Annotated in this window: 12 protein-coding genes; 5 read left to right on the forward strand and 7 right to left on the reverse strand. The window is 71.5% G+C overall.

The genetic code is table 11. The annotated features are described in order from the left end of the window. Positions 1–81: 81 nt before the first annotated feature. From EDF55_RS05255 to EDF55_RS05265, 3 genes are read right to left on the reverse strand one after another with little or no spacing between them, the layout of a single operon-like run. Positions 82–2,325: an ATP-binding domain-containing protein gene (locus tag EDF55_RS05255; protein ID WP_123653913.1), complete on the reverse strand. Its 2,244-nt coding sequence runs from the start codon at positions 2,323–2,325 to the stop codon at positions 82–84. 59 nt (positions 2,326–2,384) lie between these two features. Then, on the reverse strand, positions 2,385–3,239 hold the full coding sequence (locus tag EDF55_RS05260) for an aldo/keto reductase (RefSeq protein WP_123653914.1): 855 nt from the start codon (positions 3,237–3,239) through the stop codon (positions 2,385–2,387). Beyond that, complete coding sequence (locus EDF55_RS05265; protein ID WP_123653915.1) at positions 3,239–3,610, reverse strand: FKBP-type peptidyl-prolyl cis-trans isomerase; 372 nt, start codon at positions 3,608–3,610, stop codon at positions 3,239–3,241. The genes EDF55_RS05260 and EDF55_RS05265 overlap by 1 nt, the downstream gene beginning before the upstream one ends. Before the next feature lie 48 nt (positions 3,611–3,658). Between EDF55_RS05265 and EDF55_RS05270 the strand changes: the two genes are divergently transcribed. Both EDF55_RS05270 and EDF55_RS05275 read left to right on the forward strand, forming a co-directional pair. After that, positions 3,659–4,975: an MFS transporter gene (locus tag EDF55_RS05270; RefSeq protein ID WP_123653916.1), complete on the forward strand. Its 1,317-nt coding sequence runs from the start codon at positions 3,659–3,661 to the stop codon at positions 4,973–4,975. 136 nt (positions 4,976–5,111) lie between these two features. Then, complete coding sequence (locus tag EDF55_RS05275) at positions 5,112–6,191, forward strand: YihY/virulence factor BrkB family protein (protein WP_185017164.1); 1,080 nt, start codon at positions 5,112–5,114, stop codon at positions 6,189–6,191. Positions 6,192–6,266: 75 nt separating this feature from the next. Here EDF55_RS05275 and EDF55_RS05280 read toward each other — a convergent pair whose 3' ends face one another. The 3 genes from EDF55_RS05280 to EDF55_RS05290 all read right to left on the reverse strand — a co-directional run bounded on the left by EDF55_RS05280 (position 6,267) and on the right by EDF55_RS05290 (position 9,448). Beyond that, positions 6,267–7,754, reverse strand: a complete 1,488-nt coding sequence (locus EDF55_RS05280; RefSeq protein WP_123653918.1) for an aspartate ammonia-lyase — start codon at positions 7,752–7,754, stop codon at positions 6,267–6,269. Positions 7,755–7,895: 141 nt separating this feature from the next. Beyond that, complete coding sequence (locus tag EDF55_RS05285; protein ID WP_123653919.1) at positions 7,896–8,192, reverse strand: hypothetical protein; 297 nt, start codon at positions 8,190–8,192, stop codon at positions 7,896–7,898. Continuing rightward, a complete protein-coding gene (locus tag EDF55_RS05290; RefSeq protein WP_123653920.1) occupies positions 8,192–9,448 on the reverse strand; it encodes an inorganic phosphate transporter in 1,257 nt (418 codons plus the stop codon). Before EDF55_RS05290 ends, EDF55_RS05285 begins: the two co-directional genes overlap by 1 nt. A 117-nt stretch (positions 9,449–9,565) precedes the next feature. On the opposite strand from EDF55_RS05290, the gene EDF55_RS05295 reads away from it, so the two are divergent. The 3 genes from EDF55_RS05295 to EDF55_RS05305 all read left to right on the forward strand — a co-directional run bounded on the left by EDF55_RS05295 (position 9,566) and on the right by EDF55_RS05305 (position 13,165). Next, positions 9,566–11,254 carry a sodium:proton antiporter gene (locus EDF55_RS05295; protein ID WP_123653921.1) on the forward strand — a complete coding sequence of 563 codons (1,689 nt, stop codon included), beginning with the start codon at positions 9,566–9,568 and terminating at the stop codon, positions 11,252–11,254. Positions 11,255–11,370: 116 nt separating this feature from the next. Next, the gene (locus tag EDF55_RS05300) at positions 11,371–12,861 is read left to right on the forward strand and encodes an ABC transporter permease (protein WP_123653922.1); all 1,491 of its coding nucleotides are present in this window, start codon (positions 11,371–11,373) and stop codon (positions 12,859–12,861) included. 19 nt (positions 12,862–12,880) lie between these two features. Beyond that, positions 12,881–13,165 carry a hypothetical protein gene (locus EDF55_RS05305; protein ID WP_123653923.1) on the forward strand — a complete coding sequence of 95 codons (285 nt, stop codon included), beginning with the start codon at positions 12,881–12,883 and terminating at the stop codon, positions 13,163–13,165. A 371-nt stretch (positions 13,166–13,536) separates the two neighbouring features. Here the strand turns inward: EDF55_RS05305 and EDF55_RS05310 are convergent, their stop codons facing one another. Continuing rightward, positions 13,537–16,308, reverse strand: coding sequence for an alpha/beta fold hydrolase (locus EDF55_RS05310; RefSeq protein WP_123653924.1), 2,772 nt, complete (start codon positions 16,306–16,308; stop codon positions 13,537–13,539). Between the last annotated feature and the right edge of the window lie 8 nt (positions 16,309–16,316).

Raw genomic sequence — 16,316 nt, forward strand, 5'->3', positions numbered from 1 at the left:
GCGCCCCCGCAGCGGCGTCGCGCCCCGGCATGACGGGGCGCGACGTTCGCACGAGAGCGCAACCGGAACTGCGCGCGCCCGTCAGGTGACGTCGATGACCGTCAGGCGACGGGTGGGGCGCGTCATCGCGACGTAGACCGCCGCGGCGGCACGGGCTGCGTCGGCACCGACGCCGTCGGGGTCGACGAGCAGGACGCCGTCGAACTCCAGGCCCTTCGCGTCGGCCCCCGTCAGCACCGTCACCGAACCGGGACGAGGCGACCCGAGCGACCGGACGTCCACGTCGGCGCCCGCCAGTCGCTGCCGGACCGCCTCGACCTGCGCGTCCGGGACGATCACGCCCGTGGTCCCCGCACCGATGTGCTCGCGCTCGCGCACGACGGTCGCCGCGATGGCGTCGAGCACGCCGGCACGTGGCACCCGGAGGCGCACGACGGGGTCGCCGTCACGGACCGCCTGGTTCGCCGTCACCGTGAGCCCCGCGGCCGCGGCGAACTCGCCGGCGGCCTCGACGATGGAGCGCGGCGTGCGGTAGTTGACGGTGAGTTCCTCGACGCGGTGGTCGAGCGGGACCTGGGGCGCACGGCCACGACGGCGGCGTGCGAGCGCCCCGATGACGTCGTCCCACGTGCGGGCGGCGCCGGGCGACGAGCCCTGCGCCATGTCCCCGACGATCGTGAACGAGCGGAGCGGGTTGCGGCGGGCGAGCACACGCCACTGCATCGGCGAGAGCTCCTGCGCCTCGTCGACGACGATGTGGCCGTACGTCCACTCGCGGTCCTCGGCGGCACGCTCGGCCGTGGTGCGCGGGTCCCCGCCCTCGGCGAAGGCCCCGGCGACCTGCTCGGCGGAGACGATCCCCTCGACACCCATGTTCTCGATGGCCTGGCGGGCGTTCTCGATGTCGCGGTTCCGGCTGGCCTTCGCCTGCCGCTTCGCCGCGCCGCCCGTCGGGTCGAAGGTGCCGAGGAGTTCGGCGGCCTCGTCGAGGAGCGGGACGTCCTCGACGGTGAAGCCCGCACCACGCTCACGGGTGAGCAGCGCCCGGCGCTCCGGAGACCAGTTCGGGGTGAGCGACGCCAGCCAGTTCGGGCGGGCGTAGAGGTCCTCGATGAGCTTCTCCGCGGGCAGCGGGAGCCACGCGGTGTTCAGCAGCACGCGGGCGTCGTACGAGGACCGGATGTCCTCGCGGAGGACCTTGATGTCGGCGTCGTCCACCGTCGTGCCACGCTGGCGCAGCTGCTCGGCGAGGAGCTTCGTCATCGCGTCGAGCGCGGACTTGTTGAACGAGACGCGGGCGGCGTTGTGCGGCTTCCCACGGTCCTGCGCACGGTGCATCGCGTCGGCGACGAGCTGCGGCGGGACGACGAGCCGCTCACCCTCGACGTCGAGCGTGACGGACTCGGTCGGCACGACCTGGCGTGAGCGGACCGCACGGCGCAGCAGGTCGGCCATCTCCGCCGAGCCCTTCACCGCGGCGACGTCCCGGCGGTCGTGCCTCGCGGTGTCGATCCCCGGGTACAGCGATCCGAGGGACGCCATCACGACGCCGGTCTCGCCGAGGGACGGCAGGACCTGCTCGATGTAGGTGAGGAACGCCGGCGACGGACCGACGACGAGCACGCCGGAGCCCCGGAGGCGCTCGCGGTAGGAGTAGAGCAGGTACGCGGCGCGGTGCAGCGCCACGGCGGTCTTGCCGGTGCCGGGACCGCCCTGCACGATGAGCACACCCTCGAGCGGGGAGCGGATGATGCGGTCCTGTTCGCCCTGGATCGTCGCGACGATGTCGGTCATCCGACCGGTGCGCTCCGCGGTGACGGCGGCGAGCAGTGCGCCCTCGCCCTGCAGGTGGGTGCGCTCGTCGTCGTAGAGGGTCGCGTCGAAGACCTCGTCCTCGACACCGACGACGCTACGGCCCTCGAGCGAGAGGTGGCGACGGGCGCGCATCCCCATCGGGTGCGCCGCGGTCGCCTGGTAGAAGGCGCTCGCACCGGGGACGCGCCAGTCCAGCAGGAGCGGGCGGTGCTCGGCGTCCCGCAGGCCGACGCGGCCGATGTAGCGGAAGGCGTCCTCACCGGTGGGCGGGTCGGCGACCTCGAGCCGGCCGAAGACCAGACGGTCCCCGACACGCTCCAGCGTCTGGATCGTGTCCTCGTAGAGCTTCGCGAACGCGTCGCGCTCACTGCGGCTCTGGTGGTTCCCGCCGACCGCCTGACGACGGGTCTCGGCGAGACGCTGCTCGGCCTCGGCTGTCAGTTCGTCGAGTCGGGCGAAGAGCCCGTCGACGTACGCACGCTCACGGTCGATCTCGGTCGGTTCGGACACACGCCACCCTTCGGGACAGGGGTATCCAGTGTAGTCCCCTGTCCCTCCGGGCGATGCCGCTACATCTCTTCGTGCGTGTCCGGGTCGCCGTCCCACAGCCGTCCGCGCTCGAGGCCGGAGATCGCCGCGACCTCGTCCTCGGTCAGCGTGAACCCGAACACGTCGAGGTTCTCGCGCTGCCGGTCCGCGTCGCCGGACTTCGGCACCGGGATCGCACCGAGCTGGGTGTGCCAGCGGAGCACGACCTGCCCCGGGGTGACCCCGTGGGCGGCGGCCGCGGCGGTGATCGGCTGCTCGGTGAGGAGCTCCGAGCGCTTCGCGAGCGGGCTCCAACTCTCCGTGACGATGCCGAGGTCCTGGTGCACCTGACGGAGCGCACCCTGCGGGAAGTACGGGTGCAGTTCGACCTGGTTCACGGCCGGGGCGACCCCGGTCGCCTCGATGATCCGGTCGAGGTGCGCCGGCGTGAAGTTCGAGACGCCGATCGAGCGGACCTTGCCGCTGTCCCGGAGGTCGACGAACGCCTTCCAGGTGTCCACGAACTTGTCCACCGAGGGGTTCGGCCAGTGGATCAGGTAGAGGTCGACGTAGTCGAGGCCGAGGTTCCCCAGGGTCTCGTCGATCGACCGGTGCGCCTCGTCCCAGCCGTGGTGGCGACCCGGGAGCTTCGACGTGACGAAGAGCTCCTCGCGCGGCACGTCCGAGTCGCGCACGGCACGGCCGACCGCGTCCTCGTTGCCGTAGTTGAGCGCGGTGTCGAGCAGCCGGTAGCCGCTCGCGATCGCGGTGCCGATCGCCGCAGCGCCCTCGTCGCCGTCGAGCGAGTAGGTGCCGAGACCGAGGACGGGCATCTGGTGCCCGTCGTTCAGCTCGACGGTCGGAGCGGTCGGGACGCTCGGTTCGCCGGTCGGCATCAGCGCACGCCCAGCAGGTCGATCACGAAGATCAGGGTCTTGCCGGAGAGGAAGTGGCCGCCGCCGGCCGGGCCGTAGGCGAGCTCCGGCGGGACGACGAGCTTGCGGCGCCCGCCGACCTTCATGCCGGGGATGCCCTCCTGCCAGCCGCGGACGAGCGCCGCGAGCGGGAAGTCGATCGGCTCGCCACGGTTCCAGGAGCTGTCGAACTCCTCACCGGTCTCGTACTCGACACCGGCGTAGTGCACCTTCACGGTCGAACCGGCGCTCGCTTCGTCGCCGGAACCCTCGACGATGTCGGTGATGACGAGGTCGGTGGGCGCGGGGCCCTCGGGAGCGTCGAACTCGGGCTTGCTGTTCAGGTCAGTCATGCCGCAAGTCAACCAGAGACGGCGGACAGGCCCCAGAATGGTTCCACCGTGACACGATCCCCCCAGCAGCAACGCCGCCGTCTGTTCGCCGACCTCACCCCGCTCCGCCGCTCCCCCGCGTTCGCGCGGCTCTGGGCCGGCACCGCGATCGCCGGCATCGGCACGCAGATGACCACCGTCGCGGTCGGCCTCGAGGTGTACGAGATCACGCACTCCACCTTCGCCGTGGCCCTCGTCGGCGTGATCGCGCTGCTGCCGATGATCGTCGCCGGGCTCTACGGCGGGATGCTCGCCGACGCGTTCGACCGCCGGACGGTGGCACTGGTGTCGAGCATCGTGGCGTGGGCCGCGGTCGCCCTGATCGCCACGCACTCCTGGCTCGGGCTGCACAGCGTCGCACTGCTCTACGTCCTCGCCACGGTCAACGCCGTGGCCGCGACCGTCAGCAACGCCTCCCGCTCGGCGATCGTCCCCCGCCTGGTCGGCACCGACCTCCTGCCCGCGGCGAGCGCCCTCGGCGGGATCGCGTCCGGGTTCCAGGTCACCGTCGGCCCCGCGATCGCCGGTGTCCTCATCGCGAGCGTCGGGTTCGCCCCGACCTACACGATCGACGTGGTGCTCTTCACGTTCGCGTTCGCCGGGGTGTTCACCCTGCCGCGGATGGCCGCCGACCACGACGCGCTCCGGCCGGGGCTCAGCTCGCTGATCGAGGGTGCCCGGTTCCTCCGGCGCTCGCGGAACATCACGATGACCTTCGTGCTCGACATCATCGCGATGACGTTCGGGCAGCCGCGCGTGCTCTTCCCCGCGATCGGCGCGCTCGTGATCGGCGGCGGGGCGATCACCGTCGGCACGCTGACCGCCGCGTACGCGATCGGGGCGCTCCTCTCGAGCGTGTTCTCCGGACCGCTCGGCCACGTCCGTCGCCAGGGCGAGGCCGTCGGCTGGGCCATCACCGCCTACGGCGCCGCGATCGCCGCGTTCGGCGTGGTCGTCGCGCTCGCGCACGTGCTCGGCGGTCGCGCCGGGGAGTCGTTCAGCACCGCGATCCTGCCGGCACTGGGCTTCGCTTCGCTGTTCCTGGCGCTCGCGGGCGGCGCCGACAACGTCAGCTCGGTGTTCCGCAACACGATCCTGCAGGCGGCGTCCCCGGACGGGATGCGCGGACGGTTGCAGGGGATCTTCATCGTCGTGGTCACGGGCGGCCCGCGCCTCGGCGACCTCTACGCCGGTCTCGCCGTCGCGGTCGGGTTCGCGTTCCCGCCGATCCTCGGCGGCATCGCGATCATCGGCCTCGTCGCGCTGCTCCTGCGACTCGTCCCCTCCTTCCGCCGCTACGACGCCCTGCACCCGCACGCGAACTGACGGGCGCACCACGCGCCGTGGTCGCGACCACGACCGGACGGGAGGCGCGGTGCCAGCCCGACCCCGGCCTCCCGCCCGGCACCGAACCGGCCCACCGCGCGCCGGGAGACGACAGGTGACCGGTAGATTCATGTGCATGCCGGAACGTGGGACGCGCGACCTCCAGCGGACCGGGGTCCGCGCCGTCGCGCGTCGTACCTACCACTCGGTGATCCGGCACCGCGTCGTGGACGCCGCCGCGTCGCTGACGTTCTTCGCACTGCTGACCGTGTTCCCGACCGCGCTGACCGTCGTGTCCGGCCTGTCGATCGTGGACCGCCAGGGCGACAGCCTGTCGGACATCATCGAGATCCTCGGGTTCATCGTCCGCCCGGAGACCGCGGCGCACCTGGAACAGCCGCTCCGCCAGCTGCTGACCCTCGACAACCCGGGCCTCGGGTTCGCGATCGGGATGGTGCTGACCCTCTGGTCGCTCTCCGGCTACGCGACCGCGTTCGGCCGCGCGATGAACACCGCGTACGAGGTCGAGGAGGGACGCCGGATCTGGAAGTTCCGCAGCATGATGCTCCTCGTCACGCTGCTCGTCATGGCGGGCGGTGCGATCGCGATCGTCATCCTGCTCGGCACCCCGACGATCGCCGCGGCCGTGGTCTACCAGCTCGGCTGGGCGAACTGGATCGACGACCTCTGGAACATCGCGAAGTGGCCCGTGCTGGCGGTGGACCTCGTCGTGATGGTCGCGGTGCTGTACTACGCGACGCCGAACGTGAAGGCCCCGCAGCTCCGCTGGGTCTCCGCGGGCGCGGGCTTCGCCATCGGCACCTGGGCGATCGCGACGTTCGGCTTCGCGCTGTACGTGGAGACGATCGGCGGCGGCAACAAGGCGTACGGGTGGCTCGGCGGCGCGCTCCTGCTGCTCGTCTACCTCTACATCTCGAACTTCGTGCTCGTCGTCGGCGGCGAGCTCGACTCCGAGGTGATCCGGATGCGGCAGCTCCTCGCCGGGATCGACGCGGACGAGGCGATCCGGTTGCCGCTCCGCGACGTGACCCGCAACTTCACGCTCGCCCGGTGGCGGGACGCCGACGTCGCGGCCGCGCACGCCGTCCGGACGGCGGCGCAGGAACTCCCGCGGGAGGAACCGCCCACGCCGCGCGAGGAGCACCTGCGCGACGTGGCCACGCAGGTGCGGGTCGGCGAGCCGCCGCTCCCCTGAGCGGTCGGCGTTCGGGCGTTGCGGCGCTCGGGCGCTGCCGCGCTGGGGAGGTGCGGCGCTCGGGCGCTGCGGCGGTCAGCGCTTGCGGTTCGCCTCGGCGTCCAGCATCTCCTCGGTGATCACCGGGATCGCGCCCGTCGCGAGCTCGATGCCGGACAGCCGCGCCGGGCTCAGCACGCGCTGCACCTGGTCCTCGTCCATCAGTCCTGCGGCGGTGACGAGCGTCGAGATCGGCGTCGAGGTCGTCAGCGCCGTGTGCGCGATCGAGGCGGCGGCCGCGTAACCGATGTACGGCGTCAGGGCGGTGACGACACCGACGTTCGTGTCGACCTGCGCGGCGAGCTTGGCCTCGTTCGCCTCGATGCCGGTGATGCAGTGCTCCCGGAGCGTGGCGCAGCCCCTGGTCATCCACTGCAGCGACTGCATGATCGAGTGCGCGATGATCGGCTCGAAGGCGTTCAGCTGGAGCTGCCCGGCCTCGGCCGCCATCGTGACGGTGGTGTCCGCGCCGGCGACCGCGAACGCGATCTGGTTCACCACCTCCGGGATCACCGGGTTCACCTTGCCCGGCATGATCGACGACCCGGCCTGTCGCGCCGGGAGCGTGATCTCACCGAACCCGGCCTGCGGCCCGGACGCGAGGAGCCGGAGGTCATTGCAGATCTTCGAGAGCTTCGCGGCGCTGCGCTTCACCGTGCCGGAGAGGGTCATGAACGAGCCGGCGTCGCTCGTCGCCTCGATGAGGTCCGGCGCGGTGACGACGTCGATGCCGCTGGCGTCCTGCAGCTGCCGACGGACCTCGTCGCGGTACAGCGGGTCCGCGGTGATGCCGGTGCCGATCGCCGTCGCGCCGAGGTTCATCTCCGCGAGCAACGGCGTGACGCGGCGGAGCAGCACCGCGTCTTCCTGGATGGTGTGCGAGAAGCCGGTGAACTCCTGCCCGAGGGTCATCGGGACGGCGTCCTGTAGCTGGGTGCGCCCGACCTTCAGCACGTCGGCGAACGCGGCACCGCGCTCGGCGAAGGCCTCGGAGAGCTGCTCGAGCTGGTCGATGAGCCGCCGGACACCGAAGATCATCGCGAGCTTCACGCTCGTCGGGTACGTGTCGTTCGTCGACTGGCTGCGGTTCACGTGGTCGATCGGGTGCAGGTACGCGTAGTCGCCCTTCTCACGCCCGAGCAGCTCGAGGGCCCGGTTCGCGAGCACCTCGTTCGTGTTCATGTTCGTGCTGGTGCCGGCGCCGCCCTGGACGACGTCGACCACGAACTGGTCACGGAGGGCACCGTCGCGGACTTCCTGCGCGGCACGGTCGATGGCGTCGGCGCGCTCCTCGTCGAGCACGCCGATGGCCTTGTTCGCACGGGCGGCGGCCTGCTTCACGGTGACGAGGGCCTCGATGAGGTCCGGGTACACCGCGATCGGGACGGACGTGATCGGGAAGTTCTCCAGCGCCCGGAGGGTGTTGATCCCCCAGTAGGCGTCCGCCGGCACCTCCCTCGAGCCCAGGGAATCGGTCTCGGTGCGGGTACCAGCACTCACGTGCGCCTCCTCGTCGTGGTTCACGTGACGAGGCTAGCCCAGTCCGTCTGGCCGGTCCGGGAGCGCGCGGTGCGCGACGCGGGTGGCGCCGGACGGGAGGCACGGGTCAGCACCGACCCGAGCCTCCCGTCCGGTCCGGAACCGGCCCGGCGTCGACGGGACGTGTCAGTGGAACTGCGGGACGATCAGGTAGATGCCGTAGAGGACGACCGCACCGCAGACCGCGAAGCACAGGACGGCGAGCGAGCGGAACGCCCGGACCGCGGCGGTCGCGCCCTGCGGGTTCGGGAACCCGACGGTCGCCGGGCCGATCGTGCCGTCGTCCTTCACGGTGAACTTGCCGGCGCGGGTGTCGGCGGCGCTCCAGAAGCGGAGGCCGACCGAGTACACGGCGACGACGAAGCACGAGGAGACCACGGCGACGAGCGCCACGGTGACGAATGCGAGCCAGTCGATGCCCATCAGCGACGGCCTCCCTTGCGTGCGGCCATGCGCCGCAGTGTGCGCTCGCGGCTCAGTTCGGCGCGACGCGCTGCGACGTTCTCGGCGCGCTTCTTGCGCTGCAGGTCGCGCAGTTCCTTGCGGGTGTACACCGCGTTCGCGGCGACGTCGATCTCGATCGCGGCGGCCTGCTCGTGCGGCTTCCGGAGGGACCAGAGGTAGAGGCCGAGGATCACGACGGCACCGATGACGGCGTCGAGGACCAGGCCGACGATGCCGAAGCGGGCGAGTCCGGACGCGACCGCGCCGACCGCGGCCGAGGCCGGCAGCGTGATGAACCAGGCGATGACGATCTTGCCGGCGGTGGACCACTGGATCTTCGAGCCGCGGCGTCCGAGGCCGGCACCGATGATCGAGCCGGACGACACCTGCGTGGTCGACAGCGCGAAGCCGAGGTGGCTCGACGCCAGGATCGTGGCGGCGGTGGAGGCTTCTGCGGCGAAGCCCTGCGTCGCGCGGATCTCGGTGATGCCCGAGCCGAGCGTGCGGATGATGCGCCAGCCACCGGTGTACGTGCCGAGGGCGATCGCGAGCGCACAGGCGACGACGACCCAGAGCTGCACACCGCTGTTCGAGCTCTGCGCGCCGGACGCGATGAGCGTCAGCGTGATGACGCCCATCGTCTTCTGCGCGTCGTTCGTGCCGTGTGCGAGCGACACCATCGACGAGGTGAAGATCTGGCCGATGCGGAAGCCGCCGCGCTCGTTCGGGAACACCGGGCGCTTCGTGATCCGGTACGCGATGCGCGTCGACAGGAACGACACGAACGCCGCGATGACCGGGGACAGGAACGCCGGGATGATGACGACGGTCATCAGCGCGAGGTAGTTCACCGAGTCGAACCCGGCACCGACGATCGCGGCGCCGATCAGCCCGCCGAACAGCGCGTGCGAGGACGACGACGGCAGCCCGCGCAGCCACGTGATCATGTTCCAGACCACCGCACCGATCAGCCCGGCGAAGATCATCTCGGGGCTGATGGCGACGCCACCCGGCCCCTCGTTGATCAGGCCGTGCGAGATCGACGTCGCGACGGCGGTGCTGAGGAACGCACCGACGAGGTTGAGCACCGCGGCGACCGTGACCGCCACCTTGGGCTTCATGGCCCCGGTTGCGATCGGTGTCGCCATCGCGTTGGCGGTGTCGTGAAAACCGTTTGTGAAGTCGAAGAAGAGGGCCAACGCGATGACCAGGACGACTATGAGTGTGATGTCCACCGCGGGCCAGTGTTCCGCATCCGGGGGCTTCCGAGCAAACCTGATCGAGAACTCGTCCCGGGCTCCCCCTGCAGACTCGTTCAGTTTCGGAAGCATGCCGATGGGAGAATGGGTCCCATGGACACCGTGGAGCTCCTCATCCTGCTGATCGGATCGCTCGCGGTGACCGGGTTCGCGCGGGCCAAGGGCCTCCCGGCACCGCTGCTCGTCACCGCGGTCGCGCTCGCGGCGTCCTTCCTGCCGGGGCTGCCGCACATCGAGATCGACTCGGAGATCATCCTGACGGTGGTCCTCCCGCCGCTGCTCTACTCGGCGGCGCTCGACGTCTCGTGGCAGAGCTTCCAGACCTCCATCAAGCAGATCCGCCGCCTCGGCATCCTGCTCGTGATCGTCACCGCGCTCGCGGTCGGCGCCGCCGCCTACTTCCTCATCCCGGACATGACCTGGCCGGCCGCGATCCTGCTCGGCGCGATCGTCGCCCCGCCGGACGCCGTGTCCGCTGCCGCCATCGGGCGGAAGCTCGGGCTCCCCCGCCGGGTGATGACGGTGCTGTCCGGGGAGAGCCTGATCAACGACGCCGCATCGCTGACGCTGGTCCGGGTGTTCACCCTGATCATCGCCGGTGCCTCGTTGACCATCTGGCAGGACCTCGGGATCTTCGCGCTCGCGATCGGCGTGGGGCTCGTCGTCGGCATCGTGCTCGGCGTCCTCGTGCACTGGATCCGGATGCGGATCAACGACCCCGTGGTCGAGACGATCATGAGCATCCTGCTGCCGTTCGTCGCCTACGTGCTGGCCGAGGACCTCTCCGGCTCCGGCGTGATCGCGGTCGTCACCGCCGGGCTCTACATCGGCTACAACTCGCCGAAGGAGGGCTACGCCACCCGGCTGCAGGAACGCCCGCTGTGGACGAGCATCGACGTCATCCTCGAGGGGTTCGTCTTCGCGCTCATCGGGCTGCAGCTCAACAGCGTGGTGCAGGACCTGGTCGAGAGCGAGCGCAGTCTCGGGCAGGTCGTCACGGCAGCGGCCGTGGTCCTCGCGGTGGTGATCCTGGTGCGGCCGGCGTTCGTGTTCGAGTCCTACGTGCGCAACCGCTTCAACGGCCGATGGCTCAGACCGCTCCGGATCAAGCTCTCCCGCGGGCACCGGTCACTGCGGTGGATGCGTGGTTCGGCGGAACCCAAGCTGAACTGGCGCGAGCTCACCGTCATCTCGTGGACGGGGATGCGCGGCGTGGTGACGCTCGCGGCCGCGGTGTCGGTCGTCGCGAGCCCGACGAAGATCCCGGCGCAGGACACCATCTTCGTGATCGCGTTCTTCGTCACGGTCGGCACGCTGCTGCTGCAGGGCCTCACGCTGCCGTTCGTCATCCGCGCCCTCAAGGTGCAGGACCCGGCCGAGGGCGAGGAGGACATCCGGAGCGAGATGCGTCTCAACCAGCGCACCACCGAAGCGGCGATCGAGCTGCTCGACAAGCGCCGCCCGGACTGGGCGCAGCAGTTCGGACAAGAGGCGGTCGACACCGTCGTCAACCGTCTGAAGCTCCGGCTCGAGCGCCAGGCCGAGACCTTCCGGCGCGACGCCGAGGAAGAGGAGTCCGAGGAACGGAACGCCCCCGTGCGGCTCCGCGGCTCGCAGATCCAGGACATCCGGCGCGAGCTGCTCGACCGGCGGCGCGAGATCGTCCTCGAGGAGCGTGAACGCGGCAACCTCGACGAAGAGGTGATGCGCCGCGTGCTCGTGACCCTCGACGCGGAGGAGCTCGCGATGGACTCCGCGCAGGCCTCCCGCAGCCGCTCGTAGCGGGCTCCGGGCAGCGCCGATCAGCGCCTGCCTGGGCGTGCGCTCCCCCGGACCGCGGTCAGTCGTGCGGCGTATCCTCGACTGACCCGACACGAGAACCAGGAGCACAGCGCCGAGTGAGCACGCCGCGGAACGACGTCCCGAAGCACACCGACACCCCGGAACGTCCCGGGTCGTCGGCACCGAAGTCCGCGCCGAAGCAGCGCAGCACCAGGCCGTCGGCCCGCGGGACGAAGCCCCGTCGCGGCGCGAAGGTCGCTGGCTCGAGCCGTCCGACGCCCCGCCGGCAGGCCCCGGTCCCCGCACCGCAGAAGATCAGCGCGTACCGCCGCTGGTACGGCACCCTGCACCCGTCGCTGCAGCTCATCGGGCTGCAGCTCTGGATGCCGCTCTTCTTCATCGTCGGCTTCTGCCTCTGCTACGTCTTCGCGTTCCACGCCCCGCACCCGCACGACGTCCCGATCGCCCTGGTCGGCAGCGACCCGACGTTCATCGCCGCGGTGCAGAAGGCCCTCCCCGGGGAGTTCGTGTTCCACACGTACGACTCGCTGATCGCGGCCAAGCGTGACGTGCTCGCCGGGTCGATGGCGGTCGCGTACGACCCGTCGACGAACGAGTTCTTCAAGGCGAGCGCGCACCAGTTCCAGGTCGCGAGCCTGGTCCCGGCGACCCTGTCCGCGGTGCTCACCGGCATCGGCGTCGCGACGCCGAAGGTCACCGAGCTCGCGGCACTGCCCTCGTACGACGAGTACGGCACCGTGGCGATGTACGTGATGCTCGCCTGGTGCATCGGCGGCTACATGGTCGCGATGTTCATCGGCATCATGGGCGGCCCGCTCCGGCACCGCACCCGCATGACGGTGATCGTCGTCGGCGGCCTGGTCATCTCCCTCATCACGAACACCCTCGCCGGCCCGGTCGTCGGTGCGATCCACGGGCACTGGATCGAACTGGTCCTCATCGCGTGGGGCTGGATCGTCGCGATCGGCCTCGCCGTGAACGGCCTGAGCTACTTCGTCGGCCGGTTCATCGCCGCGCCCGCGATGATCTGCTTCGTCTTCCTGTCGATGCCGTCCTCCGGCGGCGCGTACCCGAAGTGGTTCATGCCGGAGCCCTTCGCCTGGCTCAACAACGTCGTCGTCGGGTCGAGCATGGTCGACATGATCAAGCACCAGATCTACGGCGTCGGCCCCGGCCCTGCCCGCGGCCTGATCACGATGGCCTGCTACGCCGGCGCCGGCCTGGTGCTGATGTACTTCGGCAAGATGTGGTGGGAACGCCGCCGCATCCGCGCGATCGTCACCGGGCGCACCACGATGTTCCAGGACGCCCAGACGGCGAACCGCGAGTTCCTCGGCAGCCAGCGCGACGCCGAGCTCGAACGGCACGGGCTCTCCTCGACCGAGACGGGGACGCTGCAGGTCCTGCGCGAGTCCGACTGGGAGGACGAACGCGCCGGCGGGGACGTCTTCACGGGCGGTCGCGACGGCCTCGAGAACGAGCCGCTGACGACCGGCCGGATCCCGGTGATCCGCCAGCAGCCGCCGCAGCGCTCCACCGAGCAGCGTTCCACGGAGAAGCCGCACAGTCGGCACGCCGCACGCTGAGCGGTATCCTGGGCCGATCATGACCCGTTCCGCCTGGCACCGCCTGCTCATCACCCTCGTCGTCGTCCTGCTGGCGCTGACCGTGGTGTTCTACGTCGCGAGCGTCGTGCTCGCACCGGCGGACGGCCGCAACACCGCTGGGCTCTTCGTCGGCTGGGCGATGTTCGCGATGGTCGGCGCGATCGTGTTCGGGATCATCGACTTCTTCGTGCGTCCGCTCGGTGGGCGAAGCGGCGACGCCGACGTGATGGCCGCCGCCGAACAGGCGCGAACGGGCAGCACGCGCACCCAGCAGCCCCGCTAGAGCCGGCGCGCGGGCTCGCGCCCGACGAGACGCCGCTCGGTGCGCGAGACGCCGCCGCTTCCGGCGGCGTCTCGCGCGTCGAGCGGCGTCTCGGGGACTCAGCGGCGTCTCGCGCCGCACCACGGGACGGACGGGAGGCCCGGTGCCAGCTGGCACCGGGCCTCCCGTCCGTTCCTTCCCATGACGACCGCGCTGGGAAGGTGATTCGCGCGTGGGAGGTGGAAACTTCCGACCCACTACGCGCGAAACAACTCCCTACGCGCGTTTCAACAGGGGCAGGCGGGGTCGCAGGCGAGCCGCGCGGTCGCGAGCCACGCGGTCGCGAGCGGGCGAGCGCGGCGCGGCGGGCGGGCGCGGGCGAACGCGGCGCGCTAGCGCGACAGCGCGGCCGCGACGTCGGCGACGTGCGGCTCGCGGAGCACCGAGCTGTGCTCGGAGTGCACGCGGACCTCGTCGACGGCGCCGGTCAGGAACGGCGCCCACCGTGCCGCGCCGGTCTCGTTGCCGTCCGCGATCACGAGCGTGACGTCCCCGGCGTAGACCGTCGGGCGGTGCCGGCGGGACACGACGAGCGCGTGGTCGAAGAACGCCCGGAACTGGCGCTGCCCCTTCCAGCTGAAGACCCCCGCTCCGTAGGCACGTGCGTGCCGTCCGAGCTGGGCAACGGGCGTGACGGCCCGCTTCCGGAACGCCGCGGTCCGGTCGGCGAGCGCCTTCCCGATGCCGGGGAAGGCACGACGCGTCGACTGGCCGAGGTCCAGCTCGCCGAACTCGACGCGGTCCGCCTGCTCCGCGGACTGCTCCGGCAGGTAGGTGTCCAGGAGCACGACGCGGCGCACCTCCTGCCCGGCCGCGGTGAGGATCGCGGCCATCTCGATCGCGACGAGACCACCGAAGGAGTGCCCGACCAGGGTGTACGGCCCGCGGGGCTGCACGACGCGCATGAGCTCGACGTAGCGGCGTGCCATCGCGTCGATGCTCCAGTCCGGGACGGACCGACGCTCGAGGCCGTGCTGCTGGAACGCGTACACGGCGCGGCCGCCGAGCCGACGGGTCAGCGGGACGTAGGTCAGGGCGAGCGCGCCGGCACCGGCGACGCAGAACAGCGCCTCCTCGGTGCTGTCCGCGCCGTCCGAGAGCGTCACGATGTCGGGGTGACTCGGGACGGCGGCGGCCCCACGACGCGTGCGGGCGGCGAAGGTGCGGACCGTCGGGTCCTCCAGGAGCGCGGAGGACGGCAGGTCCACCCCGAGACGGTCCTGCACGGCGGCGAGCATCTCCTCCGCGGAGAGCGAGTCCCCGCCGAGCGCCGCGAAGTCGTTGTCGAGCCCGACGGCGGGGAGCCCGAGCGGGCCGACCGCGGGGAGCCCGAGCACCTCGGACCAGATCTGTGCGACGGCGAGCTCCCACTGGTCGTAGGTGTCCTCGTCGATCCCGGCACCGCCGTCGGCGCCGATGGTCATCGCGAGCGACGGCGCCTCGGGGAGCTTCGCCCGGTCGACCTTGCCGCGCTCGTTGCGGGGCAGCACGGTCATCGGCACGATCGCGGTCGGGACCATGTAGTCCGGCAGCAGGTCGCGCAGGGCCTTGCGGATGGCTGCGGGCGACGGGGCACGGCGACCCGGGCGGGTGACGAAGTACGCGACGAGGCGTGTGGGCGCCGGCGGTGCCTTCACCGCGATGACCGCGGCTTCCTGCACCGCGTCGACGGTGCGGAGCGCGGCTTCCACCTCGCTCGGCTCGACCAGGTACCCGCGCACCTTCACGGCGTCGTCGGCCCGGCCGAGGAGCGTGAGCCGGCCGTCCTCGTCGAAGCGGCCGAGGTCGCCCACCGACCACGTGGGGGTGCCGTCCTCGGTGACCCCGGCGCGCGCCGCGGTGACCTCGGGCGCACCCCAGTAGCCGGTCGTCAGGGCGTCGGAGACGCAGACGATCTCGCCGGTCTCGCCGACGTCGGCGACGGTGCCGTCGGGTCGGCGGAGCACGACGCGCTTGCCGGCCACGATGCGGCCGGACGGGATGTTCCGCTCCGGGATCGGGTCGCCGGCGGCGATCTCGTTGACGGCGTAGACGTTCGTCTCGCTCGAACCGGTCCAGTTGAAGAACGACGCGGTCGACCCGAGGAGCGGTCGGAGGGCGGCGATGTCCGCGCCGGTGATGGCCTCGCCGACGGTCGCGACCATCCGCAGGCCGTGCAGGCGGGTGTCGGCGGGGTCGAGTGCTGCCACCACCGACCGCACCAGGTGCGGCGTGGTGTGCAGCGTCGTCAGTCGGGCGTTCTCGATCCAGGCGAGCAGACGGTCGATCCCGGTCCGTCGGGGGTCGACGACGTGCACGGACGCTCCGGTGAGGAGCGTGGAGAGGACGAGCATGAACCCCGCCGCGAACCCGTGCGGGAGCACCGAGGCGATCCGGTCCTCCGGCACGAGGCGGAAGAGCTCACGTTCCGCCACCGTGTCGACGAGCGCCTGGCGGTGCGTCGTCACGACCCCCTTCGGGGCACCGGTGGAGCCGGAGGTGAAGATGATGTCGAGTGCGTCACGCCCGCCGCGTTCCGCAGCGCCGGGCACCGCGGGGATCTCCGCGTCGGTCGCCGCGACGGCGCGGGCCTCGGTGAGCAGGGCGCCGAACGGGAGGACCGTCCCCGGCTCCGTCACCAGGGCCTCGGCCTGCGCGGTGTGCGTCTCGTCCGCGATCACGTCGACGATGCCGGCCAGCGTCATCACGTGGCGGAGCCGCGCCTCCGGCAGGAACGGGTCGAGGGCGACGATGATCCGCCCGGCGTGCACGAGCCCGAGCAGTGCGGCCACGGACCCCACCCCGTGCGAGACCATCACGCCGACCGGGACGGAGGCGCCGTGCTGTTCGGCTCCCACCCCGCGGCCGCTGTGGTCGTCCGGAGTCAGCCGGTCGTGCAGGAGCGCCCCCAGCGCCCGTGTCACGCGGTCGAACTCCCGGTGCGTCATCTCGGTGTGCTCGTCGGCGACGGCGAGTGCGTCCGGCGTGCGCGAGGCGACCGCGGCGAGCCCGGCGAGCAGTGACGACGGCGGGACCGGTGCCCCGGCGCGGTCCGAGCGCGCGGCCGTGTACGGCGTCGTGGGCGGCGTCGCGACGACGGGAATGGATTCGGTCGAGCTGAGCACGTGGTCCC

The organism is Curtobacterium sp. ZW137 (assembly GCF_003762905.1).
Classification (GTDB): Bacteria; Actinomycetota; Actinomycetes; order Actinomycetales; family Microbacteriaceae; genus Curtobacterium.